This window comes from Polaribacter gangjinensis, from assembly GCF_038024125.1.
Classification (GTDB): Bacteria; Bacteroidota; Bacteroidia; order Flavobacteriales; family Flavobacteriaceae; genus Polaribacter; species Polaribacter gangjinensis.
Genome location: NZ_CP150662.1, coordinates 1,826,987 through 1,853,663, shown reverse-complemented (window position 1 = coordinate 1,853,663; position 26,677 = coordinate 1,826,987). Strand labels below are relative to the sequence as shown.

The window sequence follows — 26,677 nt, the reverse complement described above, 5'->3', positions numbered from 1 at the left end:
TATGTACAATTTAATTGGAGCAGGATTAATCGTAATCGGAGCAGGTATTGGTTTAGGTCAAATTGGTGGTAAAGCAATGGAAGGTATTGCTCGTCAACCAGAAGCAACTGGAAAAATCCAAACAGCAATGATTATTATCGCTGCATTATTAGAAGGTTTAGCATTTGGTGCATTATTCTTAGGAAAATAATCCAACTCAAAACAAAAAATAGCGTTCTGTAACGGTTGGTTACAGAACCTGTTTTTAAAATTAAACACAAAAAATTAAAAAAATAAAAAGTTTATAAAATGGAAACTTTATTAAACGATTTTTCACCAGGATTATTTGCAGTAGTAACTATTTTGTTATTGGCTTTAATTGCTTTGATGGTAAAATTTGCATGGAAACCAATTTTAAATTCTTTGGAAGAAAGAGAATCAGGAATTGAAAATGCCTTAGCAGCTGCAGAAAATGCGCGTAAGGAAATGCAAAACCTGCAAGCAGATAATGAGAAATTAATCAAAGAAGCAAGAGCAGAAAGAGATGCAATGATGAAAGAAGCAAGAGACATCAGAGATAAAATGATTGCTGATGCTAAAGAAGATGCAAAACTAGTAACTGCTGGTTTAATTGAAAAAGCTCAAGCTTCTATAGAACATGAAAAGCAATCAGCGTTGGCTGAAATCAAAAAAAATGTTGCTGAATTATCTATCGGAATTGCAGAATCTATTCTTAAAAAAGAATTGTCTTCTAAAAAAGATCAACTTGAATTAGTTGAAGGATTGTTAAAAGACGTTACGCTAAACTAATTAGAGCATGAAAGATTCTAGAGCAGCATTACGTTATGCAAAAGCAATATTAGATTTAGCGAAAGATTCAAAAATTGAATCAAAAGTAAATGAAGATATGCTTTTAGTTGCTTCAACAATTGTTGAAAATCACGATTTAGAAGTAATGCTAAAAAGCCCTATTATCAAGGCAAAAGCAAAACAAAATGTGTTAAACACACTATTTGAAAATAAAGTAAATGAACTTACTTTAGGTGTTTTTCATTTGTTGGTAGATAACAAACGTTTAGATATTTTGTATCCTGTTGCAAAACAATACACGATTATTTATGATTATCTAAAAAGTATAGAAATTGCAAAAGTTACAACTGCAGTGCCTATTTCAAAAGAATTGGAAGACCAAGTATTGGCTAAGATTTTAAAACTTACAGGACATGAAGCTTCTATAGAAAATCATGTAAATCCAGCTATTTTAGGAGGATTTATATTACGTGTTGGAGATTTACAATACGATGCAAGTATTTCAAATCATTTAAATAAATTAAAAAAGGAATTTGACAATAGTCATTATATTCCAAAAATATAAGTAAAGTTAAAAGGTAAATGTTAAAAGCAAAAGGTAATTTTACTTTAAACTTTTAATTTCTAATATCTAATATTAAAATAGATGGCAAGTATTAAACCAGCTGAAGTATCAGCAATTTTAAAAGAACAACTAACAAACTTTAAAGTGCAAGCTTCTTTAAATGAAGTTGGATCTGTTTTACAAGTAGGAGATGGTATTGCTCGTGTTTACGGGCTTTCAAATGTTCAATATGGAGAACTTGTTGAGTTCGAAAACGGATTGGAAGGAATCGTTTTAAACCTTGAAGAAGACAATGCAGGTGTCGTTTTATTAGGAGCTTCAACATCTATTAAAGAAGGTTCTATTGTAAAACGTACTGAAAGAATCGCATCTTTAAAAGTTGGTGAAGGAATTGTTGGAAGAGTTGTAGATACTTTAGGAAATCCAATTGATGGTAAAGGACCTATTTCAGGAAAAACCTACGAAATGCCTTTAGAAAGAAGAGCTCCTGGAGTTATCTTTAGAGAACCAGTAACTGAACCTTTACAAACAGGAATCAAGTCTATTGATGCTATGATTCCAGTAGGAAGAGGTCAACGTGAGTTGATTATTGGTGACCGTCAAACAGGAAAATCTACTGTAGCTATTGATACAATTTTAAATCAAAAAGAATTTTTTGATGCTGGAAAACCAGTATATTGTATCTATGTTGCCATTGGTCAAAAAGCATCAACAGTTGCTGCTATTGCAAATATGTTAGAAGAAAAAGGTGCTTTAGCTTATACTACAATTGTAGCTGCAAATGCATCAGATCCTGCAGCAATGCAAGTATATGCGCCATTTGCTGGAGCTGCTATTGGAGAATATTTCAGAGATTCAGGAAGACCAGCTTTAATCATTTATGATGATTTATCAAAACAAGCTGTTGCTTACCGTGAAATTTCATTATTGTTAAGAAGACCACCAGGGCGTGAGGCATATCCTGGTGACGTATTCTACTTACACTCAAGATTATTAGAACGTGCTGCAAAAATTATCAATGATGATAAAATTGCTGCTGATATGAATGATTTACCAGAATCTATCAAAGGAATCGTAAAAGGTGGAGGTTCATTAACAGCTTTACCAATCATCGAAACTCAAGCAGGTGACGTATCAGCATACATCCCAACAAACGTAATTTCGATTACTGACGGACAGATTTTCTTAGATGGTGATTTATTCAACTCAGGAGTTCGTCCTGCAATTAACGTAGGTATTTCTGTATCGCGTGTTGGAGGAAATGCACAGATTAAATCTATGAAAAAAGTATCAGGAACATTAAAATTAGACCAAGCTCAATATCGTGAATTAGAAGCGTTTGCAAAATTTGGTTCTGATTTAGATGCTGCTACAATGAGTGTGATTTCAAAAGGACAACGTAATGTGGAAATTTTAAAACAAGCTCAAAACGATCCGTATGCAGTTGAAGATCAAATTGCAATTATTTATGCAGGATCAAAAAACTTGTTGAAAGATGTACCAGTAAATAAAGTGAAAAAGTTTGAAAGAGATTATATTGATTATTTAAATGCAAAACATAGAGATGTGTTAGATGTTTTAAAATCAGGAAATTTATCAAACGAAGCAATTGCAACTTTAGAAGCTGCTGCAAAAGAAATTTCAAAACATTTTGCATAAAATAGACGTTAGCTTTCAGCTTTTGGACAGTAGTGCTAAAAACTAAAAACTAATAACTAACAACTTAGAAATGGCAAATTTAAAAGAAATACGTAACAGAATTACCTCTATCAAATCTACTATGCAGATTACATCTGCCATGAAGATGGTTTCTGCTGCAAAGTTAAAAAAGGCGCAAGATGCAATTGTTGCGATGAGACCATATTCATCGAAATTAACAGAACTATTGCAAAATTTAAGCGCAACTTTAGATGGCGATTCAGGAGGTGCTTTTGCTTCTCAAAGAGAAGTTTCTAAAGTGCTATTAGTAGTAGTTACATCAAACAGAGGTTTGTGTGGAGGTTTTAATTCATCTATCACTAAAGAAACCGTTAAAACAATCAAAGAAAAATATAACAATGTTTCTGTTGATTTGTTAACTATCGGAAAAAAAGGGGGAGATGTTTTAGGAAAATCATACAATATCATTGAAAGAAGAAATGATATTTTTGATGATTTAACGTTCAGCAATGTTGCAATCATTGCTGAAAAGTTGATGGAACTGTATGTTGATGGTAGTTATGACAAAATTGAATTGGTGTACAATCAATTTAAAAATGCAGCTACACAAATTCCTCAAGTTGAACAATATTTGCCGATAAAACCAGTAGAAGTTTCAGCAACTACAACTTCAAATTCTGATTATATTTTTGAACCATCAAAAGAAGAAATCGTTGAAGCGTTGATTCCGAAAGCGTTAAAAACACAATTATACAAAGCATTGAGAGATAGTTTTGCTTCTGAACACGGAGCAAGAATGACAGCAATGCACAAAGCAACAGACAACGCTAAAGACTTGCGTGATGAATTGTTGTTAACGTATAACAAAGCAAGACAAGCTGCCATTACAAACGAAATTTTAGAAATTGTTGGTGGTGCAGAAGCATTGAACAGCTAATCATACAAAAACAATACGAAAAGCGAACCAATTTGGTTCGCTTTTTTTTTGGCATACAATTTGAAACTTATGTTTTATAACCTTAAATAATTGGCTTATGAGAACTTTAAAACTACTTTTTGTATTTGTTAGCGCAAGTTTGTTTTTTAATGCCTGTACAACGTATTATCAAGATTCTTTTGATAATTATCAGCCAAGTTTAGAGGAAGTTGTTTCTAACTTCGATGTTTGGTACGTAGATATTCATAGGACTTCTGGAAATGGAGACATTCCATTTGTTTCAAGAGCATTTACTTTGTCGTTTTTAAACGGAGTGATGTATGCTAATAACAATATTGTAAACATTGGCAGAACTGGAAATGGACTAGGAATTAGAGTCGGAAATTACAACACTTTTAATGGACTTTTAGAGACTTTTCACACCATAGATGGTTACAATGATTTTGAAGTTTTTGTTCGTTCCAATAACGAAATTCAATTGTATAATCGCAGAGAAAATGTTACTTATTTTTTAGTTGGATATTTGATTAATAATTTTGATTATGATAAATTATTCTATGAAAACATCGAATATTTTTTACAAGAATATAAAGCTTGGGAAAAAATAAATACAACTGGAGGAACTCCAAATGCTTTTGATAATGAAAATTATCTGCAATTTACTCCAGAAAATATAACAACATTTTATAGTTCTCAAGATTCATTTGGCACAAATATTGACAATGTATTATGGGATTTTGAAGGAAGTTATCAAGTATTTGATGTTGCAGGTTTTCAAAACCTGAAAATTTTAACATTAAATTATGGAGGTGGAGATATTGAAGAGTTCGAATTAACCGTTACAAATGATAGTAACATTCGTCTTTTTCATATCGATTCAAATACAAGATACGATTTCAAAGGCAGAGGATTTACACAATATCTAAAAAGTGAAAAATCTGTTAAAGATGCTCCAGAAACTGTAAGAAATGATGACAGAAAACGAACAAAAGTAAACAGAGAAATAAAAGAAAGAAGATTTTTAAAATAAAGTTTGGTTAGTTGATTTTTGGTTGGCTATTGCTCAAATAGCCAATTGAAAGAGAAACCGTTCAGTAATGAACGGTTTTTTCTTTGTTAATAATTGATGAAAAAATCAATCGTAAAAAATCAATTCTTAATTGCTAGTTTTTATACTTTTAGAATACTAATATAAAGCAAGCAATTTAATGAAAACAGCACTTATTACAGGAGCAACATCAGGCATTGGAAAAGCAACAGCAGAGTTATTTGCAAAAAATAAAATCAGACTGATACTTTGCGGAAGAAGAGGAAAAAGATTGGCACAACTAAAAGAATTTTTAAGCGATTTTACAGAAGTAATCACCTTAAAATTTGATGTTTCTAAAAGAAAAGAAGTTGCTGAAGCCATACAATCATTGCCAGAAAATTTTAAGAAAATCGATATTCTCATCAATAATGCAGGCAATGCTCATGGTTTGGCAACAATTCAAGATGGTGAGATAGATGATTGGGATGCCATGTTAGATATCAATGTAAAAGGATTGCTGTATGTAACCAAAGCAATTATTCCACAAATGATTGCTCAAAATGACGGTTTTATTGTAAATATTGGATCAACTGCAGGAAAAGAAGTTTATAAAAACGGAAACGTATATTGTGCTTCAAAATTTGCGGTAAATGCCATCAACAAATCAATGCGTTTGGATTTGAATGATTATAACATTCGTGTTTCTGCCATTCATCCTGGGTTGGTTGAAACCGAATTTTCTGAAGTTCGTTTTAAAGGCGATACAGAAAGAGCAAAAAATGTTTATGCGGGTTTTAAACCGTTACAAGCCACAGATATTGCAGATATTATTCATTTTGTTATTTCAAGACCTTATCATGTAAATATTGAAGATTTGGTTGTTTTTCCAACTGCACAAGCGAGTGCAACAATGATACATAAAGAGAATTTTTAATTTTTTTTTATTTCTATTATTTATTATGGCGCATTTTAAATCATTTGAAAATTTACAGGTATATAAAGAGGCTGTTGTATTTTGTGATGAAATTTGGAAAGTTATAATAAATACTTCGTTATCTAAAGATTATAAACTTAGAGAGCAAATAAATGGTTCTTCAGGTTCAATCATGGATAATATAGCTGAAGGATTTGGAAGAGGAGGAAATAAGGAGTTTATTATGTTTTTAAGCTATGTAAGAGGCTCTTGCTGTGAAAGTAAAGCACAACTTTTGAGAGCGTTTAATAGAAATCATATCTCAAAAGATCTTTTTATGAAGCTAGATTTAGATGCAAATAATTTGATTGACCAATTGTCTAAGTTTATAAATTATCTAAAAACCTCTGAAAAAAAAGGATCAAAATATGATTAACCAATCCTTAAATAATACTAATAAAAAATAATCAATCCTCAAGTGATTAATAAACGCCTTTTAATCAAAAATCTAATTGCTCACAATGATGAGAATAGTTTTTATGATAAAAAGGAAAAATTATCGTTAGAAAATAAAGAGGGAAAAGCAAAGTTTTTAAAGCACATTTGCGCGTTATCAAACTCTAATCCAGAGAATAATTCGTTTATTGTTGTGGGTGTTTCTGATGCTGAAAATACGATTGTTGGCGTAGATTTTTTTGATGATAGCAAAATCCAAAATCTGGTGAATGCTTATTTGGTAAATCCCCCAAAAATTCAATATGAAAACGTACCTTTTCCAAGATTGCAAAGACATAAAGTGGTTGGTTTAGTTACAATTCATCCCAATAATCAAGTTACTTCATTACTAAAAAATGCTTGGAAATATCAAAAAGGAACCATTTTTTACAGAAGAGGAAGCAATTCCATGCCTTTTTCAGGAACTACTTTTGAACTGAAAAATACTAACAAAGATATAGTTGCAGCTATTGAAAAAAGTGCGACAAATAATATTGAATTGACTTTAAATGGCGTGTTTGATTTCATCAATAATCATAAGCCAGAATATCATCCACAATACAAAGTTTTTAATGAACAGTTTGTGTTGTGTTGGGCAGGTGAACGAAAAAAAATCAACGGAAAAGAATATTTTTCAAGAGTAGATATTGAGCTGATTAATGAACAAGTTCGTTTGTTTTTTTCTGCCTTGGATGAAGTTCAAATTAGTTATAACAATCGTTCATTTATCATCACTGAATATATTTTATTAGGCATCAATAAAAAAGAAGCGCATTTTCCTTTAGAAAAAACCATCATCAATTTTAAAGACAATGGAAAACACGATATTGTCACCGAATTTTTATTTGAAGTTCCAAAATATGATGAAGTCATTATCAAACACATTTATGATAATTGCAATGCAATTATTCAAAAAATTGAACATCAAAAACCCTTGTCTGTGTTAGATCATGAAGATGTTTTGCGATTGCCAACCAATTATTTATTGTGCTATTTGAATGGTTTTTTAGATGCAGCATCACAACTAAAAAAAGCAAAAGAGTACATTAAAAATATTGATGATAAAACGACTTATATCAAGTTTAAAGAGGCTATGAGAGTAATTCGTAAAGTGAAATACAATTAGATAAAATCTAAAGAATTGAATTTTTGTTGTAAAATTTGTTCATCATTTACAGCTAACCAATTTTGTAAAATACTGGCATAAATCGTTCTAAAATCGACAGTATATTTCAAATCTCCATTCGAATCTAAATCAGACAAACTTGCCAATTCATTGTAAAAACCTTGTTTTTTTAATTGATTTCCAATGATAAAAATATTGCTTGCAGCTCCATGATCTGTTCCATTTCCAGCATTTTCTTTTACACGTCTTCCAAATTCGGAAAAAGTAACAATCAACGTATCATTGAAAGTTCCCTGTTTTTTTAAGTCATTTACAAAAGCTTCTATACTTGTTGCATAAATATCCAACAATCTTTTTTGTGAATTTAATTGATTTGCGTGTGTATCAAATCCGCCAAGAGAAGAGAAAAATACGCGAGTTTCCAAGCCAGAATTGATCAATTTTGCCGTTGTTTTTAGTTGATTTGCAAATTGATTACTTGGATAATCTGCGTTGTTTGAAGCAATTTTATTTTTCTCAAAAATGTATTTTGAGGATGATTTTGCATCAATCATGGTTTTGTATAAATAGCCCAAATTATGCTCACTCAAATGTTCGTCATTGTAATGATTCAAAACATTTTTAAAATATGGGTCTTCTGATAATTTGAATAAATTCGTTGGATTTTGAGTTGCAATTCCGTTAATATTTTCACCTTTCATCAACAAAGACAAGCTATCATCAATTTCAATGGCATTGTAAGCATTTGATCCATAAGTATCCAAATACCTTCCAACCCAACCAGTTTGCCAATATTGATTGGAATTACTGGCTGTTTGCCAAATATCTGTAGCTCTAAAATGTGAACGATCAGGATTTGGATACCCAACATTGTTGATAACAGTTAAGTTTCCTTGATCGTATAACTTTTTTAACGGTAATAAACTGGAATGAAATCCTAAAGAATCAGAAACTTCAATCAAATCGTTTTTTTGTAAGGCTATTTTAGGTCTGCTTCTGTAATAATCGTCATTTGTAAAAGGAACAATAGTATTTAATCCATCATTTCCTCCTGCTAATTGTATCATTACCAATCGCTTATAGCCAAAATTATTTGGATTAGAATTTTCAAAAGCTTTTAAAAATCCAGGAATAAAAAATAAGCTACTTGCGAGCGCAGATTGCTTTAAAAAATCTCTTCTTTTCATATGTGCAAATTATATTTTTTATCGGTCACATATGCAATCGACTTTTTATTTAATGGTGTTTGCTTGCGCAAACTTTTTTTTATTGTCGATTTCATATTAACAAATTTGATATTCTGGGATTGACATTAATTGAATGCAAAATTCTTTTTTAGAACTTTTTATAAGATGACTCAAATAGGTTTCTGTGCCTTCATTGGGAGCAGTGATTAAAAAAAGTGATTTCATCTCATCAAAAGAGGTATTTTTAAAACTTTCTTCAAAAAAATCCCAGTCAACAGTTACTTTCGCAAAGTCTTTTTGATTTTTGTTTGATTCGTGATATTTTTCAAATGAATCCTCAAATTCACCTTTTTCTTTGATTGAAATTTCGGCATTTGAAAGTAAGATTGAAGGCAATTTCAACCGTAAAATGATGGTATTGCTGTCAATCCAATTTTTTCCACCTTTCCAACCTGCAACATTTGGAGGATCTAAAAGCACTTGCCCTAGTAAACGTTGAATTTTTTGAACATCTTTTGTAATCTGAAACGAAAAAGGAACCAATTTTTGCATTCCTACCAAAAGTTCAATGGGCGATTTAATTTTAGTTCCAATATGTTCTTCATCATAAAACCAATCTTTTAAAAATAAGAATTTCATCAGTTTTTGGATGTTGTAATCTTTGTAAAAAACATTAGTTAATTCGTCCAAATGCTTTTCATTTACTTGGTCATTTACAAAATAACGATATATTTTTTCGCAAACAAAACGAGCACACTTTTTTTGTTTTAAAATAATATCAATAATATCATCTCCTGAAAAATTCCCAGTTTCGCCAAAAAATGTTTTTAAATCATCATCATGATGATATTTTGTTATTACAAATTCACCGTTAAATTTGTAATTATAACCTGTAAAAGCTCTGGCACTTTCTTTCACATCTTTTTCTGAATAATTTCCAACACCCAATGTAAAAAGTTCCATGAGTTCTCTTGCAAAATTTTCATTCGGTTGTTTTTTTCTATTTTGTCTAGAGTTTAGGTAATTCAACATGGCAGGTTCTTTAGAAATTTCTTTTACAAAATCGCCAAAATTGCCAAGTGCATTTTTTCTAAGTGTGTTGTTATATTGCTGTACAAAAAAGATATTTTGATTTTTACACACAAAATGATTTGCCCAAAAAAGGGTCATTTTTTCTCTTAAAAGTAACTCAGAATTTGCCAAGCGTTCCATCCAAAGCTTGTTATAATCTCTGATTTTTTGGTTGCTTTTTCGTTGAAATTCCATTGAATTAGCTCTGTCTTTCATGTATTCTTGAGTGTAAATTGAAAGATCAGAAAGGTCTATTTCTAAAGGAAGAAAACTGTTCGTAGTAAATAAAAATTCAACAACTTTTTTTCTATTTTTTTTTGATAAATCATTGGCAAGTTGAGGAGTAATTCCAAATCCTGCTCGTAAAAATAAATGCTGAAGTTGTTTTGTTTTCATGTTGCTTAGACTATAAAAACGGTAAAACGTTTAAATCATCCATAAAAGTATGGATGATTTAATTTTTTATACAAAGCAACGCAGTTATAAATCAAATTTTATTCCTTGTGCTAAAGGTAATTCAGTTGTATAATTGATGGTATTTGTTTGTCTTCTCATGTACACTTTCCATGCATCAGAGCCAGATTCACGACCTCCACCAGTTTCCTTTTCACCTCCAAAAGCACCACCAATTTCAGCCCCAGAAGTTCCAATATTTACATTTGCAATACCACAATCTGAACCATTTACTGATAAAAATGCCTCAGCTTCACGTAAATTATTGGTCATAATTGCAGATGATAAACCTTGTGCAACTCCATTTTGAATATGAATTGCGTTCATTACATCTCCTGAATATTTTATCAAATATAAAATTGGTGCAAACGTTTCATGTTGCACAATGGCAAATGAATTGTTAGCTATTGCAATTGCAGGTTTTACATAGCAACCACTTTTATAACCATTTCCTGATAAAACACCACCTTCAACAACCAATTTTCCTCCTTCTTCCACTACTTTTTGAAGTGCATTTTCATACATTTTTACAGCATGAATATCAATTAAAGGGCCTACATGATTTTTTTCATCCAACGGATTTCCAATACGCAATTGTTGATATGCTTTTGTCAAGGCTTCTGTGACTTTGTCAAAAATGGATTCATGAATAATTAACCTTCTAGTTGATGTACAACGTTGACCAGCTGTTCCTACAGCCCCAAAAACAGCTCCAATAACTGTCATTTTGATGTCAGCATCAGGTGTAACAATGATGGCATTATTTCCCCCTAATTCTAACAATGATTTTCCTAAACGTCCTGCAACTTCTTTTGCAACAATTTTTCCCATTCTGGTACTTCCTGTAGCAGAAATCAACGGAATTCTAGCATCTTTTGTCAAGAATTCACCAACTTTATAATCTCCATTAATCAAACATGAAATTCCCTCAGGCAAATTGTTTTCGGCTAAAACTTCTGCAATGATTTGTTGACAAGCAATACCACACAAAGGTGTTTTTTCTGATGGTTTCCAAACACAAACATCTCCACAAATCCATGCCAATGCTGTGTTCCAAGCCCAAACAGCCACAGGAAAATTGAAAGCAGAAATGATTCCAACAACTCCTAAAGGATGATATTGTTCATACATTCTATGTCCTGGACGTTCAGAATGCATGGTAAGTCCATGCAATTGTCGCGATAAACCAACTGCAAAGTCACAGATATCAATCATTTCTTGCACTTCTCCCAAACCTTCTTGATACGATTTTCCCATTTCATAAGAAACTAATTTTCCTAAAGCTTCTTTTTTTACTCGTAATTTTTGTCCGAATTGACGCACAATTTCTCCTCTAAATGGTGCAGGTTTGTTTCTCCAAAATGCAAAAGCTTCAGAAGCTGTCATCATTACTTTTTCATAACCTTCTTTGGTAGTAATGCTTACTTTTCCAATCAATAAACCATCAACTGGAGAATAACTTTCAATAGTTTCATTACTAGCAAAAGAATTTTTACCTGTTGATGTTCCATTATTGATTGCTTTTAAGCCAAGTTCTTGTAGCATTTCTGTTAAGTCAAAATCTGTCATTTTGTGTTTCAATTTATGTTGATTACTTTTAAGTCCGAAATTACAAAAACTTTTACAGATAAATAAATTTAACAAAAACAATAATTATTGTTTAAAAACAAACATAAAAATGAAAAATTCAATTTTTTTAATTCTTTTTAGTCTTTTTTTAATGAGCTGTAGCTCTACTTCTAAAGAAGAAAAAATCAATGATTTTGCAATTATCATTCATGGTGGTGCAGGCACTATTTTGAAAAAAAACATGACTGATGAAAAAGAAGCTGCTTACAAAGCAAAATTGGAAGAAGCTATCAAAGTGGGTTACAACATCCTAAAAAACGGAGGAACTTCTACAGAAGCTGTATTAAAAACCATTCAAGTGATGGAAGAATCACCATTATTCAATGCAGGAAAAGGAGCTGTTTTTACAAATGCAGGAACCAATGAATTGGACGCTTCTTTTATGGATGGAAAAACCTTAAATGCAGGAGCTGTTGCTGGTGTAAAAGACGTAAAAAGTCCGATTGAATTGGCAATTAAAATCATGACAGATTCCGAACACGTAATGCTTTCAGGAGAAGGAGCATCAGCATTTGCCAAAGAGAAGGGATTGGAAATTGTTGATCCAAGTTATTTTTACACAGAAAATCGTTATCAATCGTTGCAAAAAATTATCAATCAAGAAAAAACACAACTAGATCATGACGCTAAAAAAGCCTCTTTTTACGATCCAAATATCAAAGACAGCAAATTTGGAACAGTTGGTTGTGTTGCCCTAGATAAAAATGGAAATATTGCTGCAGGAACATCTACTGGTGGAATGACCAATAAACGTTGGGGACGAATTGGAGACGCACCAATTATTGGTTCAGGAACTTATGCAAATAATAATACTTGTGGAGTTTCTTCTACAGGTTGGGGCGAATATTTTATTCGAAGTCAAGTTGCATATGATATTTCTGCACAAATGGAATATCAGAAAAAATCGTTGAAAGAAGCCACCAAAGATGTGATACAAAATAAACTCACAAAATTGGGTGGAACAGGAGGAATTGTAGCTTTAGATAAAAACGGAAATATGTCTTTTGAATTCAATACTGAAGGAATGTATAGGGCTTCTATGGATGAAAAAGGCAAATTGATTATCAAAATTTACAAGGAATAATCCAACCAATTTTCAGGTAAATACGATAAATTCACTTCAACAATTTCTGATTTTATTTTTTTGTGAATTCCGAATCGTGATATTTTTGGAACGGACAACTGAATATTATTTTTACGATTTATCAATTCTAGAACTTCAGGAATGGTTCTTTTTGCGCATAAAACCAAACTATTCATCATAGAGTTTGATTCTACAGATAAATCATATAAATCCACAAAAAATGTAGGTTCATTATTCTGATAAATAACAAATTGCGATTCTTTTTTATCAATAATTTCATACACTTTTTTCTCACCTAGTAAAGTTCTATATGTGTTTAAATGCAGTTTCAAGTCGTTATAAATTTTCAAGTTATAAATATTTTGGTTTCAATTATGTACGTAATTTTTAATAAGAAGGTTTTAATTTGACGTTGCATTTTTAAACGTTTCAATTTCAATCTATTTTTAAAAATTTTAAAATTGAAGAAATCACAAAAATATTTGTAAAATTTATTAAAAATATAATAAAATTATGGTTAACTAAGAATATAATAAAAAATTAAAATTTATCAGAATGTAAAGTTTATGAAAACCCTATATTTTTAATACTTATTTTTGTAAATTATGACCAAAGGTTTGTTTGATATAAAATCTGAAGCGCAGTTTAAAACTGCCGCATTTGAAGTTTTTAAACATCAGTTTGAAAACAATAAAACCTATCGTTCATTTTGTGATTTGTTAAATATTCATCCTGCAGATATTCAGTCAATTGAACAAATTCCGTTTTTGCCAATTCAGTTTTTTAAAAGTCGTAAAATACTTTCCTCTAAAGATGAAATTCAAGAAATTTTTACAAGTTCTGGAACTACAGGAAGTATAACAAGCCAGCATTTTGTTACGGATATCAAATTGTATCATGAAAGTTATTTGAAAGGTTTTGCTCACTTTTATGGAGACATCAAAGACTATGTTGTGTTGGCATTGTTACCCAATTATTTAGAAAGAAATGGTTCTTCTTTGGTATTTATGGTGAATGATTTAATTGAAAAATCGAATCAATCTGAAAGTGGATTTTACTTACATAATTTAGATGATTTAGCCCAAAAAATCAATTCATTAGATGCAAAAGGACAAAAAATTTTGTTGATTGGCGTTTCATTTGCTTTGTTAGATTTGATAGAAAAACATCAATTTTCACTGAAAAATACTATTGTCATGGAAACAGGAGGAATGAAAGGAAGAAGAAAAGAATTGGTGAGAGCTGAACTTCACGAGGTGTTAAAAAAAGGGTTTGGTGTTTCTGAAATTCACTCTGAATATGGTATGACAGAATTGTTAAGTCAAGCATATTCTAAAGGAAATGGAATATTTAAAGCACCACCTTGGATGAAAATTCTGATACGTGATACCGAAGATGCTTTAACGATTTTACCAAATCAAAAAACAGGAGGAATCAACGTTATTGACTTGGCGAATTACAATTCGTGTTCTTTTATTGCTACTCAAGATTTAGGAAAAATCTATGAAAATGGCACATTTGAAATTATTGGACGTTTTGACAATGCTGATATAAGAGGATGTAATTTGATGGTTTTGTAATTTGTTTAAAATTATTTCGACAAAAGATTCAAATTCTATCGTATGAAATATTTTTATTTCCTTTTTTTCTTTTCAATTTCAATCAGTCTTTTTTCTCAAAATTATAACTTAAAAAATGGATTAATCGCAGAAGGTTATGATGTAGTTGCTTATTTTGAAAATAAAGCTATAAGAGGAAATAAACTATTTACAACCGATTTTGATGGCGTAAAGCTTCAATTTTCCACCAAAGAAAACCTAGCTATTTTTAAGAAAAATCCAACAAAATACATTCCTCAATATGGTGGATTTTGCGCTTATGCAATTGGTAAAAACGGAGAAAAAGTAAGTATCAATCCAAAAACTTTTGAAATTAGAGAAGGAAAATTATACTTGTTTTACAACTCTTGGGGAACAAATACACTAGAAATGTGGCAAAAAGAAGACCCAAATAAACTACAGCAAAAAGCAGATGAAAATTGGAAAAAGATTGTTAAAAATTAGTTGTAAAAACTACTATTTCTCAAATTCCGTTTTCATCAATCTGTCCCAAAACGTAAAATACAATCCATAATTATAGTTGAATTTTCTGTGATGATTGTCATGATGAGTGGCTCCTATAAACCATTTCTGAAACCATTTTCCGAATTTTCCTGAAGGATAAATTTCAACTCCTGCATGATTGATGGTGGCTGAAATTGTCATGATTAAAAGCACAAATAGAAACGCATAAATATGTATTGGCAAAATGACAATTATAATGGGTAAAAATGCCGCTTGAAAAATTGTTTCTAAAGGATGAAATGAAAATGAAGTAAGCACAGAAGTATGAATGCTTTTATGATGAATTAAATGCATGTATTTATACACTTTTGGTAAATGCATCCATCTGTGAAACCAATAATAATAAGCGTCTTGTAAAAACAAAAACAAAAAAATGCTGAATGGAATGTAAAAAAAAGAAGCTGTTGAAAAATCAGTATAAATCGCTGTAAAACCATTGATATAAAGAAAATACATCAACAAACCTGTAGCAGCAAAAATAAGTCCGCTAATAAAAGACCAAAATATTTCTTTTTGTAATTGTGATTTTTTTAGCGATTTTTTATGCAAAAATCGATCTTGGAATGCCTTTTTTAAAAACTTAAAAAACATTAAGTGATATAATCCAGAAACAACCAAATAACGCACAAAAATTATCACTGTAAGTGTTACAAAAAGTGAACTTACCGTCTGAAAATTTGTAAAATCAATATTTGGCAGTTGTTTTTCCACTATTCAAAACGTATCAAAAAATAGCTTTTTTTACCTCTTTGCAACAACACGTATTTTTCTGCAATTAAATCAGAAGTTGTAATCATAAAATCTTCAGCAACTTTTTCTTTATTCACAGCAATGCCATTTTCTTTTAAGGCTCTTTTTGCTTCGCCATTTGATGCTAAAAAATTTGTTTTCCCTGATAAAGCATCCACCATTGTAAGTCCGTCTTTTAAGATTTCTGATGAAATTACAGCTTGTGGAATTCCGTCAAAAACATCCAAAAATGTTTGTTCATCCAAAGATTTTAATGCTGTTGCAGTTGAGTTTCCAAATAAAATTTCGGAAGCAGCAATGGCATTTTCATAAGCTTCTTTTCCATGAACTAAGAGAGTAACTTCTTCTCCCAAACGTTTTTGTAAAATTCTTGTATGAGGCGCTTTTGCATGTTCAATAATTAAATCTTCAATCGTTTTTTGATCTAAAAACGTAAATATTTTGATGTATTTTTCAGCATCTTCATCAGAAGTATTCAACCAATATTGGTAAAATTTGTAAGGAGACGTTCTTTTTGCATCCAACCAAACATTGCCTCCCTCTGATTTTCCAAATTTTGAACCATCAGATTTTGTGATTAAAGGACAAGTAATTGCATAACCTTTTCCACCTCCAATTCTACGAATCAATTCAGTTCCTGTAGTAATATTTCCCCATTGATCAGAACCACCCATTTGAAGTGTAGTTTGATTTTTTTGAAATAAATGTAAAAAATCATAGCCCTGTACCAATTGATAGGTAAATTCGGTAAAAGACATACCTTCTTTAGATTCTGAACTAATTCTATTTTTTACAGAATCTTTAGACATCATGTAATTTACAGTGATGTGTTTGCCAACATCGCGAATAAAATCTAGGAATGAAAATTCTTTCATCCAATCGTAATTATTCACCAAAATTGCGGCATTTTTTGCGTCGCTTGTAAAATCTAAAAAGTGTGATAATTGATTTTTCACACATTCTTGATTGTGTCTTAGTGTTTTTTCATCTAGTAAATTTCGCTCAGAAGATTTTCCTGAAGGATCACCAATCATACCTGTTGCACCACCAACCAAAGCAATCGGTCTGTGTCCACAACGTTGATAATGAGCAAGTAACATAATTGGAACCAAGTTTCCAATGTGTAAAGAATCCGCAGTTGGATCAAAACCAACATATGCACTTCTCATTTCTTCTAATAAATGTTCTTCAGTTCCAGGCATGCTATCATGCAACATTCCACGCCATTGCAATTCCTCAATAAAATTCTTCATGATGTTCAATTTATCAAGTTGCAAATATACCTTTATCAGCTAAAATATACTAAATTCGTATCATGATTTTAGTTACAGGAGGCACAGGTTTGGTAGGATCGCATTTGTTGTATCATTTGAGTTTACAAAATGAATCAATAAGAGCGATTTATAGATCCGCATCGTCAATTGAAAAGGTAAAAAATGTGTTTTTATCTTATACAAATGATGCTACTTTTTTTGAAAAAATTGAATGGTTTCAGGCTGATATTACAGATGTCCCTTCCATGATTCCTGCATTTTTTGGTGTAAAACACGTGTATCATTGTGCTGCTTTTATTTCTTTCAATCCGAAAGATTATATAGAAATGCGCAAAATAAATATTCATGGTACTGCAATCATGGTAAACTTGGCGATTGATGCAAAAGTTGAAAAATTTTGTTTTGTGAGTTCTATTGCAGCAGTTGGAGAATCGATCACAAACGATTTGATAACTGAAGAAAATGAATGGAATAAAGAGTTGGATAACAGTGGATATTCTATTACCAAATTTGGTGCAGAAATGGAAGTTTGGCGCGCAAGTCAAGAAGGTGTAAAAGTAGTTATTGTAAATCCTGGAGTTATTTTAGGAAATGGTTTTTGGGATTCAGGATCAGGAAAATTATTTCATCAAGTTTACAACGGATTTGATTTTTATACAGAAGGAATCACAGGTTTTGTTGCCGTAAAAGATGTTGTAAAAGTCATGATTTTATTGATGAAATCGGATGTTAGCAATGAACGATTTATTTTGGTTTCTGAAAACAAATCGTTCAAAGAAATTTTGTTTGCAATTGCAGCAGCTTTTGGCAAAAAAAGACTCTCAAAAAAAGTAACTTCTTGGCAAACTGAAATTTTTTGGAGATTGGCTTGGCTGATTTCAAAAATTACGGGAAAAGAACCTTTGTTGAGCAAATATTCAGCTAGATCAGCACATTCAATTTCAAGATATTCTTCAGAAAAAATTCAGAATATTCTGAATTATGAGTTTGAAAGTATTGAAAAAACGATTCAAGAAATTACAACAAAATATCCAAAAAAGTAAACGTTATTGAATTGGCGCTAACTCCAATTTTTTAACACTATCCATCAACTTTGCATTGGTTTTTATCTTTTTGATAGAATCTTTTCTGATGGAATCTAAACGTGTTTTTTGAGCAGCATACAAGGCTTTTTTAGCCTCTAAACTTTGGGTGGCTTTTTCTATAATTTTTTGATAATCATCTATTTTAGAAATGTAATACAAGTTGCTTCTTTGAAAACGAAGACTGTCAATTTTAAAACGCTCATAAACCAACGCCATATAGTTTACTTCATTTTCTTGAAACTTGTTTTTGATAAATTTTGATGAAGAAGCAATCATCATTTCTTCAATCAACAAACTCATTGTATCCTTAGGAATTAAGTCTTTTGGCTTTTCTAAAATGGTGTTACTTGTGCAAGAAACTAAAAAAAACAGTGTTAATAAATAATAGAAATTCTTCATTTTATCGATTAAAAGTAAGACGTTTTCCACGAATATTTTCGTTGAATTTTCCGTTTTCGTAAACCAAATTTCCATTTACAAATGTATGAGTTATGGTATGTGAAAATGTAGTTCCTTCAAAAGGAGACCAGCCACATTTGTATAAGATGTTATCTTTTGAAACGGTTTGTGGTTTGTTTGGATCAATCAAAACGATATCCGCAAAATAGCCTTCTTTGATAAAACCGCGTTTTTCTATTTGAAATAATTTTGCTGGATTATGACTCATTTTTTCAACCGCTTTTTCAATTGAAATGACACCATCTTTCACTTTTTCTAAAATTGCCATTACAGCATGTTGCACTAAAGGACCACCACTTGGCGCTTTAGAATACACATTATTTTTTTCTTCTAAAGTGTGTGGAGCGTGGTCTGTTGCTAACACATCAATTCTGTCATCCAACAAAGCTTTCCACAAACCTTGCCTGTCTTTTTCTGTTTTTACAGCAGGATTCCATTTGATAAAAGTACCTTTTTCATCATAATCAGCATCATTAAACCACAAATGATGAATGCAAACTTCGGCTGTAATTTGCTTTTCTTCTAACGGAATATCATTTCTAAAAAGGTGCGTTTCTTTTTCAGTTGAAACATGAAAAATATGCAAACGTGCCCCTGTTTTTTTTGCCAATTCAATGGCTTTTGACGAAGAAATATAACAAGATTCTTCGCTTCTAATAATTGGATGATATTTTATAGGAATATTTTCTCCAAATTTTTCTGTATAGATTGCCGTATTTTTTCTGATGGTTGCTTCATCTTCACAATGAACAGAGATAATCATTTTGGTAGATGAAAAGATTTTTTCTAAAACTTCAACATTATCTACCAACATATTTCCTGTAGATGAACCTAAAAATAATTTGATTCCTGCAACTTTTTTTGGATCAGTTTTTAGTAATTCTTCCAAATTATCATTGGTTCCACCAAACATAAATGAATAATTTACGTATGATGTTTTCGATGCGATTTCAAATTTATCCTCTAATAATTTTTGAGTGGTTGCATTCGGAACTGTATTTGGTTGCTCAATAAAAGTGGTAATTCCTCCTGCAGCAGCAGCTCTACTTTCGGTTGCAATGGTTGCTTTATGAGTTAGTCCTGGCTCTCTAAAATGCACTTGGTCATCAATAAATCCAGGAATTAAATAACTTCCTTTAGCGTCAATAATTTGAGTGTTTTTATCACTTTCAATATTGGATGCAATTTGCTTTATAAGCTCGTTTTCAATTAAAACATCACCTAAAAAAGTGTTGTTTTCGTTAACAATGGTAGCGTTTTTAATTAAAATTGTAGTCATTTTAAAATCTTATTTTGGCAATCCTCTTAATCGCATTTTTAAAACTCCAAATAGCGCTTCATACACAATATTTCCACTCATTTTTGAAGTTCCTAAAGTGCGGTCTGTAAAAATAACAGATACTTCTTTAATAGAAAATCGGTGCTTCCAAGCAATAAATTTCATTTCTATTTGAAAGGCATATCCTATAAACTTAATTTTATCTAATTGTATGGTTTCTAGTACTTTTCTTTTCCAACAAACAAAACCTGCAGTGGTATCATGTATGGGAATTCCTGTAATAAAACGCACATATTTTGAGGCTAAATACGACAACAAAACTCGTTTCATTGGCCAATTTACCACATTTACACCTTGCGAATATCTAGAGCCGATAGCAACATCAGCACCATCGTTATAACACGCTTTGTATAGCCTATTTAAATCTTTTGGATCGTGAGAAAAATCAGCATCCATTTCAATAATGTAGTCATATTTGCGTGCAATTGCCCATTTAAATCCATGAATGTATGCAGTTCCTAAACCATTTTTTTTCATACGGACTTCTAAAAAAAGTCGGTTTGAAAAATCATTCATTAAATTTTTTACAATTTCAGCAGTTCCATCAGGTGAATTATCATCCACAATCAAAATATCAAACGCTTTTTTTTGACTGAAAACAGCTTTAACTATCGCTTCAATATTTTCTTTTTCGTTGTAAGTTGGAATGATTACAAGGGCATCTGACATAAATAAATTTTCATGTGAAAAGTGAACAAATATACATTATTTAATTACTAATTTTGTCTTAAAATCATTAAAACAAATTCAATTGCAAGCAATAGAACGAATGCCTTTATCAAACAATTGGTTGACCTTTGTTTTGTTGTTATTGTTTTTCTCGTTATTTCTATTAACAATTATTGATGTTGCTAGGTTTAAAGAAGTGGCCTCCAAGCTTTTTAAAGTTAGTTTTTTAGAGAGAACTATCGATGAAAACTATAGCGTTTTAAGTGGTTTTCATGTTTTATTTTCACTTTTTTCGGTTACAGTATTTTCATTGCTTTTTTTTGATTTCAAAGTATTTTATGATGGAGTAAATGCGATGAGTTTTCAAGAATTTTGGGAGGTTTTTCAGGTAGTTTTTATCTATTTTTTATTAAAAAATAGTATTGAAAATAGTTTGATTTATTTATTCATGTTAAGAAATACACTATTGTATTTTGTGGTTTCAAAGGCTAATTACTTTTTTGCAATCTCTTGCTACATTTTTGTTCTGCTGTTATTAAAAGAGTATGCAAATTTACAATCGCCAGTTATTTATAACGTTGCAGGGTTTCTGTTTTTTATAAGCTTTATTTTACATTTTTTAAACAACAAAAACCTGATATTAAATCACTTGTTTTATTTTATTTTGTACATTTGCACGTTCGAAATAGCACCGCTATTGATACTGTTTAAATTGATGTTTTAAAGATAAAATAGACGCATATGAAAGTGAAAACGATTTTAGTATCACAACCTGATCCAAAAGGCGACGCATCACCGTATTTTGAGCTTACCGAAAAGCATAAAGTAAAAGTAGATTTCAGACCATTTATCCATGTAGAAGGAATCTCTGTGAAAGATGTTCGTGCTCAAAAAATCGATTTAAAAAACTTTACCGCAATTATTTTAACAAGCAGAAATGCTGTTGATCATTTGTTTAGAATTGCTGAAGAAATGCGTTTTAAAATGCCAGATGACATGAAATATTTTTGTCAATCTGAAGCTGTAGCTTACTATTTACAAAAGTATGTAGTTTACAGAAAACGTAAAATTTATGTCGGCACTAAAGATTTTCCAGAGTTAATTAAGTTGATAAAGAAACATAAAAATGAAAAGTTTTTATTGCCATCATCAGACAAATTAAAACCAAGTATTCCAGTAGAGTTGAACAATTCTGGAGTAAATTGGACTAGAGCAGATTTGTATAAAACTGTAACTAGTGATTTGTCGGATTTAGAAAATGTATTCTATGACATTTTGGTGTTTTTTAGCCCATCAGGAATAGAATCATTGTTCCACAATTTTCCAAATTTCAAACAAAATGATACCCGAATTGCAGCATTCGGAAAAACAACTATTGATGCTGTTAAAGAAGCAGGTTTGGTTTGTAATATTGAAGCACCAACCAAAGAAACGCCTTCTATGACAATGGCTTTGGAAAAATATATAAAAGAAGTAAATAAAAAATAAAAAGTACAATAGTTAGCGGAACCGAACAGAAATGTTCGGTTTTTTTATTTTCTCAAGCAAACAAAGTAGCAAAAGCCTCTTCAATTTTGCCTACCAAAATCAATTTGATTCCGTGATTTTTTGATGTGATTTTATTGTATTTTGAAGCAACAAATGTTTTGTAACCCAATTTCTCAGCTTCTGAAATTCGTTGATCAATTTTTGATACAGGGCGTATTTCTCCAGCCAAACCAACTTCAGCAGCAAAACACACATTTGGATTGATGGCAATGTCTTGATTGGATGATAAAATAGCTGCAACAACTGCCAAATCAATTGCTGGATCATCAACATTGATACCTCCTGTAATATTTAAAAAAACGTCTTTTGCACCCAATTTAAAACCAGCTCTTTTTTCTAAAACAGCCAAAATCATGTGCAATCTTTTTAAATTATAGCCAGTTGTAGAACGTTGTGGAGTTCCATAAACTGCTGTTGAAACCAACGCCTGAATTTCAATCATCAAAGGACGAATTCCCTCTAAAGTTGATGCAATTGCTGTTCCACTTAAATCCGCATCTTTTTTGGAAATTAAAATTTCTGACGGATTTGAAATTTCGCGCAAACCATCAGAAAGCATTTCATAAATTCCTAATTCGGAAGTGGAACCAAATCTGTTTTTTTGAGAGCGTAAAATTCTGTAAGTATGATTTCTGTCGCCTTCAAATTGCAACACAACATCAACCATATGTTCTAAAATTTTAGGTCCTGCAATATTTCCTTCTTTGTTAATGTGACCAATTAACAACACTGGAGTGGCAGTTTCTTTGGCAAATTTTATCAATTCTGCAGCAGTTTCTCTAATTTGAGAAATGCTTCCAGGAGAAGCTTCAATCGTATTTGTATGAAGGGTTTGAATAGAATCTATCACCAAAACTTCTGGTTCAGTTTCTTCGATATTTTTAAAAATTTGTTGGGTATTTGTTTCGGTTAAAATCAAACAATTGGAGTTGATAGCTTCCAATCTTTCTGCTCTCATTTTTATTTGAGATTGACTTTCTTCCCCAGAAACATACAATACTTTTTGTGAAATATTCAGGGCGATTTGCAATAACAATGTCGATTTTCCGATACCAGGTTCACCACCCAATAAAATCACAGATCCTTTTACCAAACCACCACCCAAAACCGTGTCTAGTTCAGCGTTGTTGGTTACAATTCTTTCCTCAGGATTTAGGATAATTTCAGCAATTCTGAGTGGTTTATTGATACTTTGTTTTGCAGTTGTTGATTGTTTCCACTCGCGTTTTTCTTCTTTTTGAATCACTTCTTCAACAATCGTATTCCATTCTTTACAAGCGCCACATTGTCCCACCCATTTTGCGTGTTGTGTGCCACAATTTTGACAAAAAAAGGATGTTTTTAATTTAGACATTTTGGGAATTCAAAGTTTGAAACAAATCTAGCAGATTTTACTGAATTTATTTTACTTTATTGAAAATAGGCAACAATAAAAAAGACAATCCTCCAAAAATAACAATCATGGCAGTTTGTGCAGACCACATGATCCATCCAAAAGCGTTACCTGTAACTTCATCAACACCAAACAAAGCCAAAGCACTTGCAACTGCAACAGGGTATAATCCTAATCCGCCATTGGTTGCAGCGATTGAAAATCCGCCAGCAATAAATCCAATTAAAACGCCACCAAATGGAATTTCAAGACCATCAACTGCAGGAATTGTAGCCCAAAACATGGCAATGTACATCAACCAAATAAAAAATGTGTGAAATATAAAAGCCCATTTTTTTTCCATTTTAAAGATACTTGTTAAACCTTCTTTTAATCCGAAAAGAAAAGATTTTATTTTAAAAGCAAAATTTGAAGTGCTCTTTTTGATAATTCTATAAAAAACAAAAACGACCAAAATCAATAAAAAAAGTGAGCTAACTAATTTTAAAGGATTAAAATCTTTAATGATTAAATTCCAAATGAAATCAAACTGAATAAATAGCGCTATTAAAATGACAAGAAAAAGCATCAATAAATCAGCCAATCTTTCAGCAACAATAGTTCCAAAACCTTTTTCAAAAGGGATTTTTTCATAGTTTGCCATCACAGCAGCTCTAGAAACTTCACCTGCTCTTGGCAAAATAAGATTTACTAAATAAGCCACTAAAACCGCTAAAAATGAATTCACAAACTTTGGTTTGAATCCCATAGGTTCTAGCAAAAATTTCCATCTGTAGGCTCTAGAAATATGACTTAAAATTCCAAATAACAATCCTAATAAAACCCAAGGATAATTGGCATTTTTAAAATAAGCTGCTAATTTTTCTGGAGATACAATAGTTAATGAATACCAAACTAAAAAACCTCCCAAAGCGAGAGGTAATGTGATTTTTAAAATTTTTTGTAACTTCAAAATTAAGTGAGCGTATTGTCTTTTTCGTTTGGAAAAACCAAAGCAGGTTTAAATTTTTTAGCTTCTTCTAACTCCATAAATGCATATACTATTAAAATAAGTACATCACCCACTGCAACCAATCTTGATGCAGCTCCATTTAAAGTAATTTCTCCACTTCCTCTTGGGCCAGGAATTGCATAGGTTTCTAAACGGTTTCCGTTGTTATTATTTACAATTTGAACACGTTCGCCTTCAATAATATTTGCAGCATCCATCAAATCTTCATCAATGGTAATGCTTCCGATATAATTTAAATCAGCACCTGTAACTTTTACACGATGGATTTTAGATTTTACTACTTGTACTAACATGCAGCAAAAATAGTATTTTTTTAGTTATTAATTTTTTAATTGAATGTTATCAATCAATCGAATATTTCCTGCAAAAACAGCAATAAAAGCACGGTATTTCTTATCAAATTCTTTGATATTTATCGATTTTAATGATTTTTCATCAGCAATTGTAAAATATTCTAATTGTAAAATAGGATGATTTTTAAACTGATTTTCAACCCATTCAGAAATTTCTTCAATAGTTTCTTCTTGAAATTTCTTTTTCACATTTTTCAAAACTTTGTAAATTAATGGAGCAGCATTTCTTTGCTCAGAGGTTAAGCGTGCGTTTCTTGAACTCATAGCCAAACCATCTTTTTCTCTAAAAATAGCACAACCTTTAATTGAAATGGGAAGTTTATTTTTTGCTACTAATTTTTTTATAATTTGCAACTGTTGAAAATCTTTTTCACCAAAATAAGCATTTTTGGGGCTAACAATTTCGAAAAGTTCTTTGACAATTGTTCCAACTCCATCAAAATGTCCAGCTCTAAATTTTCCTTCCATTTCGTGTTCTAAACCATCAAAGTCAAACTTATCTGAAACTATATTTTCATGATAAATTTCTTTCACAGCTGGAGCAAAAAGCACATCACAAGAAACACTTTTAAGCAACTCTATGTCTTTTTCAAGAGTTTTTGGATAATTATCTAAGTCTTCTTGGTTATTAAATTGCGTTGGATTTACAAAAATACTGGCAACAACAATGTCATTTTTTTTCTTTGCTTGCTCAATTAAATATAAATGACCTTTGTGCAAAGCGCCCATTGTTGGTACAAAACCAATTTTTTTATTGTTTTTTTTAGATGTTTCTAAAAACGATTTTAATTGGTCTCGTTTTTTAAATATTTCCATACCAAAATTGTGCTAAATGTGTGCAAACTTAGCATTTTAACACGATATTTGAAGATAAATTTGTAATTTTGCCAATCTCATAAAAGAGTTTGATTTAATGAAGGACAAGAGAATATTGTTTGTATCATCAGAAGTTGTTCCGTATTTACCAGAGACCGAGCTTTCTTCAACCTCATTTAACGCAGCAAAAAACGCCCATTCTAAAGGGGTACAAACCCGAATTTTTATGCCTAGATTCGGAGTTATCAATGAAAGAAGACATCAATTACATGAAGTAATTCGCTTATCAGGTATGAATCTTGTGGTGAATGATGTTGATATGCCATTGATTATTAAAGTTGCATCTATCCCAAAAGAAAGAATGCAGGTTTATTTTATTGACAATGAAGAATATTTTAAAAGAAAAGCTGTTTTTACAGATGAAGATGATCAACTTTTTCCTGATAATGACGAAAGAGCGATTTTTTTTGCAAAAGGAGTTGTAGAAACTGTAAAAAAATTGAATTGGGCACCAGATATTATACACGTTCATGGCTGGATGGCATCAATGTTACCCATTTATTTGAAAGAATATTACAAAGAAGAGCCTCTTTTTACAGAAAGTAAAATTGTAACGTCACTTTATAACGGAGGTTTTGAAGGTAATTTGTGTGAAGATTTTGCAAAAAAAGTTTTTTTTGATATTAAAGACAAAAAAAAGGTTGCACATTTGGAGACGCCAAATTATGTAAACATTTTAAAATGTGCTATTGAAAATTCAGATGCTGTTGTTCATGGAAGTGAGACAATTCCAACAGAATTGTCTGAGTTTTTAAAAACGCAAAAGGTTCCTGTTTTAGGGTATGAACTTGAAAACCAAAGAGACGCGTATTTAGAGTTTTATACTGATTTAGTATCAGGAAGTTAATTATTTTGAAA

General features: G+C 31.1%; 29 protein-coding genes. 16 read left to right on the top strand and 13 right to left on the bottom strand.

The window, feature by feature from the left end:
- Nucleotide 1 precedes the first annotated feature (1 nt).
- The 9 genes from atpE (at nt 2) to WHA43_RS08275 (ending at nt 7,514) form a co-directional block, all read left to right on the top strand.
- Nucleotides 2–190, top strand: coding sequence for an ATP synthase F0 subunit C (gene atpE / locus WHA43_RS08315; protein ID WP_013993139.1), 189 nt, complete (start codon nt 2–4; stop codon nt 188–190).
- Nucleotides 191–288: 98 nt separating this feature from the next.
- The gene (locus WHA43_RS08310; protein ID WP_105046601.1) at nt 289–789 is read left to right on the top strand and encodes a F0F1 ATP synthase subunit B; all 501 of its coding nucleotides are present in this window, start codon (nt 289–291) and stop codon (nt 787–789) included.
- Nucleotides 790–796: 7 nt separating this feature from the next.
- Nucleotides 797–1,354 (top strand): ATP synthase F1 subunit delta, encoded by a 558-nt coding sequence (atpH, locus tag WHA43_RS08305; protein WP_105046600.1) that lies wholly within the window; start codon nt 797–799, stop codon nt 1,352–1,354.
- Between the two features lie 81 nt (nt 1,355–1,435).
- Nucleotides 1,436–3,013 (top strand): F0F1 ATP synthase subunit alpha, encoded by a 1,578-nt coding sequence (gene atpA, locus WHA43_RS08300; RefSeq protein WP_105046599.1) that lies wholly within the window; start codon nt 1,436–1,438, stop codon nt 3,011–3,013.
- Nucleotides 3,014–3,083: 70 nt separating this feature from the next.
- Nucleotides 3,084–3,950, top strand: coding sequence for an ATP synthase F1 subunit gamma (gene atpG, locus WHA43_RS08295; RefSeq protein ID WP_105046598.1), 867 nt, complete (start codon nt 3,084–3,086; stop codon nt 3,948–3,950).
- A 97-nt stretch (nt 3,951–4,047) separates the two neighbouring features.
- Nucleotides 4,048–4,980 (top strand): hypothetical protein, encoded by a 933-nt coding sequence (locus tag WHA43_RS08290; RefSeq protein WP_105046597.1) that lies wholly within the window; start codon nt 4,048–4,050, stop codon nt 4,978–4,980.
- 178 nt (nt 4,981–5,158) lie between these two features.
- On the top strand, nt 5,159–5,914 hold the full coding sequence (locus tag WHA43_RS08285) for an SDR family NAD(P)-dependent oxidoreductase (protein ID WP_105046596.1): 756 nt from the start codon (nt 5,159–5,161) through the stop codon (nt 5,912–5,914).
- Between the two features lie 25 nt (nt 5,915–5,939).
- Nucleotides 5,940–6,329: a four helix bundle protein gene (locus WHA43_RS08280; protein WP_105046595.1), complete on the top strand. Its 390-nt coding sequence runs from the start codon at nt 5,940–5,942 to the stop codon at nt 6,327–6,329.
- Nucleotides 6,330–6,371: 42 nt separating this feature from the next.
- Nucleotides 6,372–7,514: an ATP-binding protein gene (locus WHA43_RS08275; RefSeq protein ID WP_105046594.1), complete on the top strand. Its 1,143-nt coding sequence runs from the start codon at nt 6,372–6,374 to the stop codon at nt 7,512–7,514.
- Here WHA43_RS08275 and WHA43_RS08270 read toward each other — a convergent pair.
- The 3 genes from WHA43_RS08270 to WHA43_RS08260 form a co-directional block, all read right to left on the bottom strand.
- Entirely contained in the window at nt 7,511–8,701 is a 1,191-nt protein-coding gene (locus WHA43_RS08270) for a DUF1501 domain-containing protein (protein WP_105046593.1), read from the bottom strand. The genes WHA43_RS08275 and WHA43_RS08270 overlap by 4 nt on opposite strands.
- A 96-nt stretch (nt 8,702–8,797) precedes the next feature.
- Entirely contained in the window at nt 8,798–10,168 is a 1,371-nt protein-coding gene (locus tag WHA43_RS08265; protein ID WP_105046592.1) for a DUF1800 domain-containing protein, read from the bottom strand.
- An 84-nt stretch (nt 10,169–10,252) separates the two neighbouring features.
- Nucleotides 10,253–11,794 (bottom strand): aldehyde dehydrogenase family protein, encoded by a 1,542-nt coding sequence (locus tag WHA43_RS08260; RefSeq protein ID WP_105047347.1) that lies wholly within the window; start codon nt 11,792–11,794, stop codon nt 10,253–10,255.
- A gap of 109 nt (nt 11,795–11,903) precedes the next feature.
- Between WHA43_RS08260 and WHA43_RS08255 the strand changes: the two genes are divergently transcribed.
- Nucleotides 11,904–12,938, top strand: a complete 1,035-nt coding sequence (locus tag WHA43_RS08255; protein ID WP_105046591.1) for an isoaspartyl peptidase/L-asparaginase family protein — start codon at nt 11,904–11,906, stop codon at nt 12,936–12,938.
- Here the strand turns inward: WHA43_RS08255 and WHA43_RS08250 are convergent.
- Nucleotides 12,926–13,288 (bottom strand): hypothetical protein, encoded by a 363-nt coding sequence (locus WHA43_RS08250; protein WP_226742870.1) that lies wholly within the window; start codon nt 13,286–13,288, stop codon nt 12,926–12,928. The two genes, WHA43_RS08255 and WHA43_RS08250, sit on opposite strands and share 13 nt — an antisense overlap.
- A 255-nt stretch (nt 13,289–13,543) precedes the next feature.
- Between WHA43_RS08250 and WHA43_RS08245 the strand changes: the two genes are divergently transcribed.
- A complete protein-coding gene (locus tag WHA43_RS08245; RefSeq protein WP_105046590.1) occupies nt 13,544–14,518 on the top strand; it encodes an acyl transferase in 975 nt (324 codons plus the stop codon).
- Between the two features lie 42 nt (nt 14,519–14,560).
- Nucleotides 14,561–15,001, top strand: coding sequence for a YHS domain-containing (seleno)protein (locus WHA43_RS08240; protein ID WP_105046589.1), 441 nt, complete (start codon nt 14,561–14,563; stop codon nt 14,999–15,001).
- Between the two features lie 12 nt (nt 15,002–15,013).
- Here the strand turns inward: WHA43_RS08240 and WHA43_RS08235 are convergent, their stop codons facing one another.
- The gene (locus WHA43_RS08235) at nt 15,014–15,772 is read right to left on the bottom strand and encodes a sterol desaturase family protein (RefSeq protein ID WP_226742869.1); all 759 of its coding nucleotides are present in this window, start codon (nt 15,770–15,772) and stop codon (nt 15,014–15,016) included.
- On the bottom strand, nt 15,772–17,064 hold the full coding sequence (tyrS, locus tag WHA43_RS08230; RefSeq protein ID WP_105046588.1) for a tyrosine--tRNA ligase: 1,293 nt from the start codon (nt 17,062–17,064) through the stop codon (nt 15,772–15,774). Before tyrS ends, WHA43_RS08235 begins: the two co-directional genes overlap by 1 nt.
- A 62-nt stretch (nt 17,065–17,126) precedes the next feature.
- Between tyrS and WHA43_RS08225 the strand changes: the two genes are divergently transcribed.
- Entirely contained in the window at nt 17,127–18,128 is a 1,002-nt protein-coding gene (locus WHA43_RS08225) for an NAD-dependent epimerase/dehydratase family protein (protein WP_105046587.1), read from the top strand.
- A 3-nt stretch (nt 18,129–18,131) separates the two neighbouring features.
- On the opposite strand, the gene WHA43_RS08220 is transcribed toward WHA43_RS08225, so the two are convergent.
- The 3 genes from WHA43_RS08220 to WHA43_RS08210 are packed head-to-tail and all read right to left on the bottom strand — an operon-like array spanning nt 18,132 to nt 20,637.
- Nucleotides 18,132–18,569: a DUF4296 domain-containing protein gene (locus WHA43_RS08220; RefSeq protein WP_105046586.1), complete on the bottom strand. Its 438-nt coding sequence runs from the start codon at nt 18,567–18,569 to the stop codon at nt 18,132–18,134.
- Nucleotide 18,570: 1 nt separating this feature from the next.
- Complete coding sequence (locus WHA43_RS08215; protein ID WP_105046585.1) at nt 18,571–19,908, bottom strand: dihydroorotase; 1,338 nt, start codon at nt 19,906–19,908, stop codon at nt 18,571–18,573.
- 9 nt (nt 19,909–19,917) lie between these two features.
- Nucleotides 19,918–20,637: a polyprenol monophosphomannose synthase gene (locus tag WHA43_RS08210; RefSeq protein ID WP_105046584.1), complete on the bottom strand. Its 720-nt coding sequence runs from the start codon at nt 20,635–20,637 to the stop codon at nt 19,918–19,920.
- Nucleotides 20,638–20,737: 100 nt separating this feature from the next.
- On the opposite strand from WHA43_RS08210, the gene WHA43_RS12955 reads away from it, so the two are divergent.
- Nucleotides 20,738–21,361 carry a DUF4271 domain-containing protein gene (locus WHA43_RS12955; protein WP_105046583.1) on the top strand — a complete coding sequence of 208 codons (624 nt, stop codon included), beginning with the start codon at nt 20,738–20,740 and terminating at the stop codon, nt 21,359–21,361.
- 17 nt (nt 21,362–21,378) lie between these two features.
- The gene (locus WHA43_RS08205) at nt 21,379–22,125 is read left to right on the top strand and encodes a uroporphyrinogen-III synthase (protein ID WP_105046582.1); all 747 of its coding nucleotides are present in this window, start codon (nt 21,379–21,381) and stop codon (nt 22,123–22,125) included.
- A gap of 52 nt (nt 22,126–22,177) precedes the next feature.
- Here WHA43_RS08205 and radA read toward each other — a convergent pair whose 3' ends face one another.
- The 4 genes from radA to panC are packed head-to-tail and all read right to left on the bottom strand — an operon-like array spanning nt 22,178 to nt 25,759.
- Entirely contained in the window at nt 22,178–23,539 is a 1,362-nt protein-coding gene (gene radA / locus WHA43_RS08200) for a DNA repair protein RadA (RefSeq protein WP_105046581.1), read from the bottom strand.
- 46 nt (nt 23,540–23,585) lie between these two features.
- Complete coding sequence (locus WHA43_RS08195; RefSeq protein WP_105046580.1) at nt 23,586–24,530, bottom strand: lysylphosphatidylglycerol synthase transmembrane domain-containing protein; 945 nt, start codon at nt 24,528–24,530, stop codon at nt 23,586–23,588.
- A gap of 2 nt (nt 24,531–24,532) precedes the next feature.
- Nucleotides 24,533–24,883, bottom strand: a complete 351-nt coding sequence (panD, locus tag WHA43_RS08190; protein WP_105046579.1) for an aspartate 1-decarboxylase — start codon at nt 24,881–24,883, stop codon at nt 24,533–24,535.
- Nucleotides 24,884–24,910: 27 nt separating this feature from the next.
- Nucleotides 24,911–25,759 (bottom strand): pantoate--beta-alanine ligase, encoded by an 849-nt coding sequence (gene panC / locus WHA43_RS08185; RefSeq protein WP_105046578.1) that lies wholly within the window; start codon nt 25,757–25,759, stop codon nt 24,911–24,913.
- A 97-nt stretch (nt 25,760–25,856) separates the two neighbouring features.
- Between panC and WHA43_RS08180 the strand changes: the two genes are divergently transcribed.
- Nucleotides 25,857–26,666 carry a glycogen/starch synthase gene (locus WHA43_RS08180; protein WP_105046577.1) on the top strand — a complete coding sequence of 270 codons (810 nt, stop codon included), beginning with the start codon at nt 25,857–25,859 and terminating at the stop codon, nt 26,664–26,666.
- The last annotated feature ends 11 nt before the right edge of the window (nt 26,667–26,677 follow it).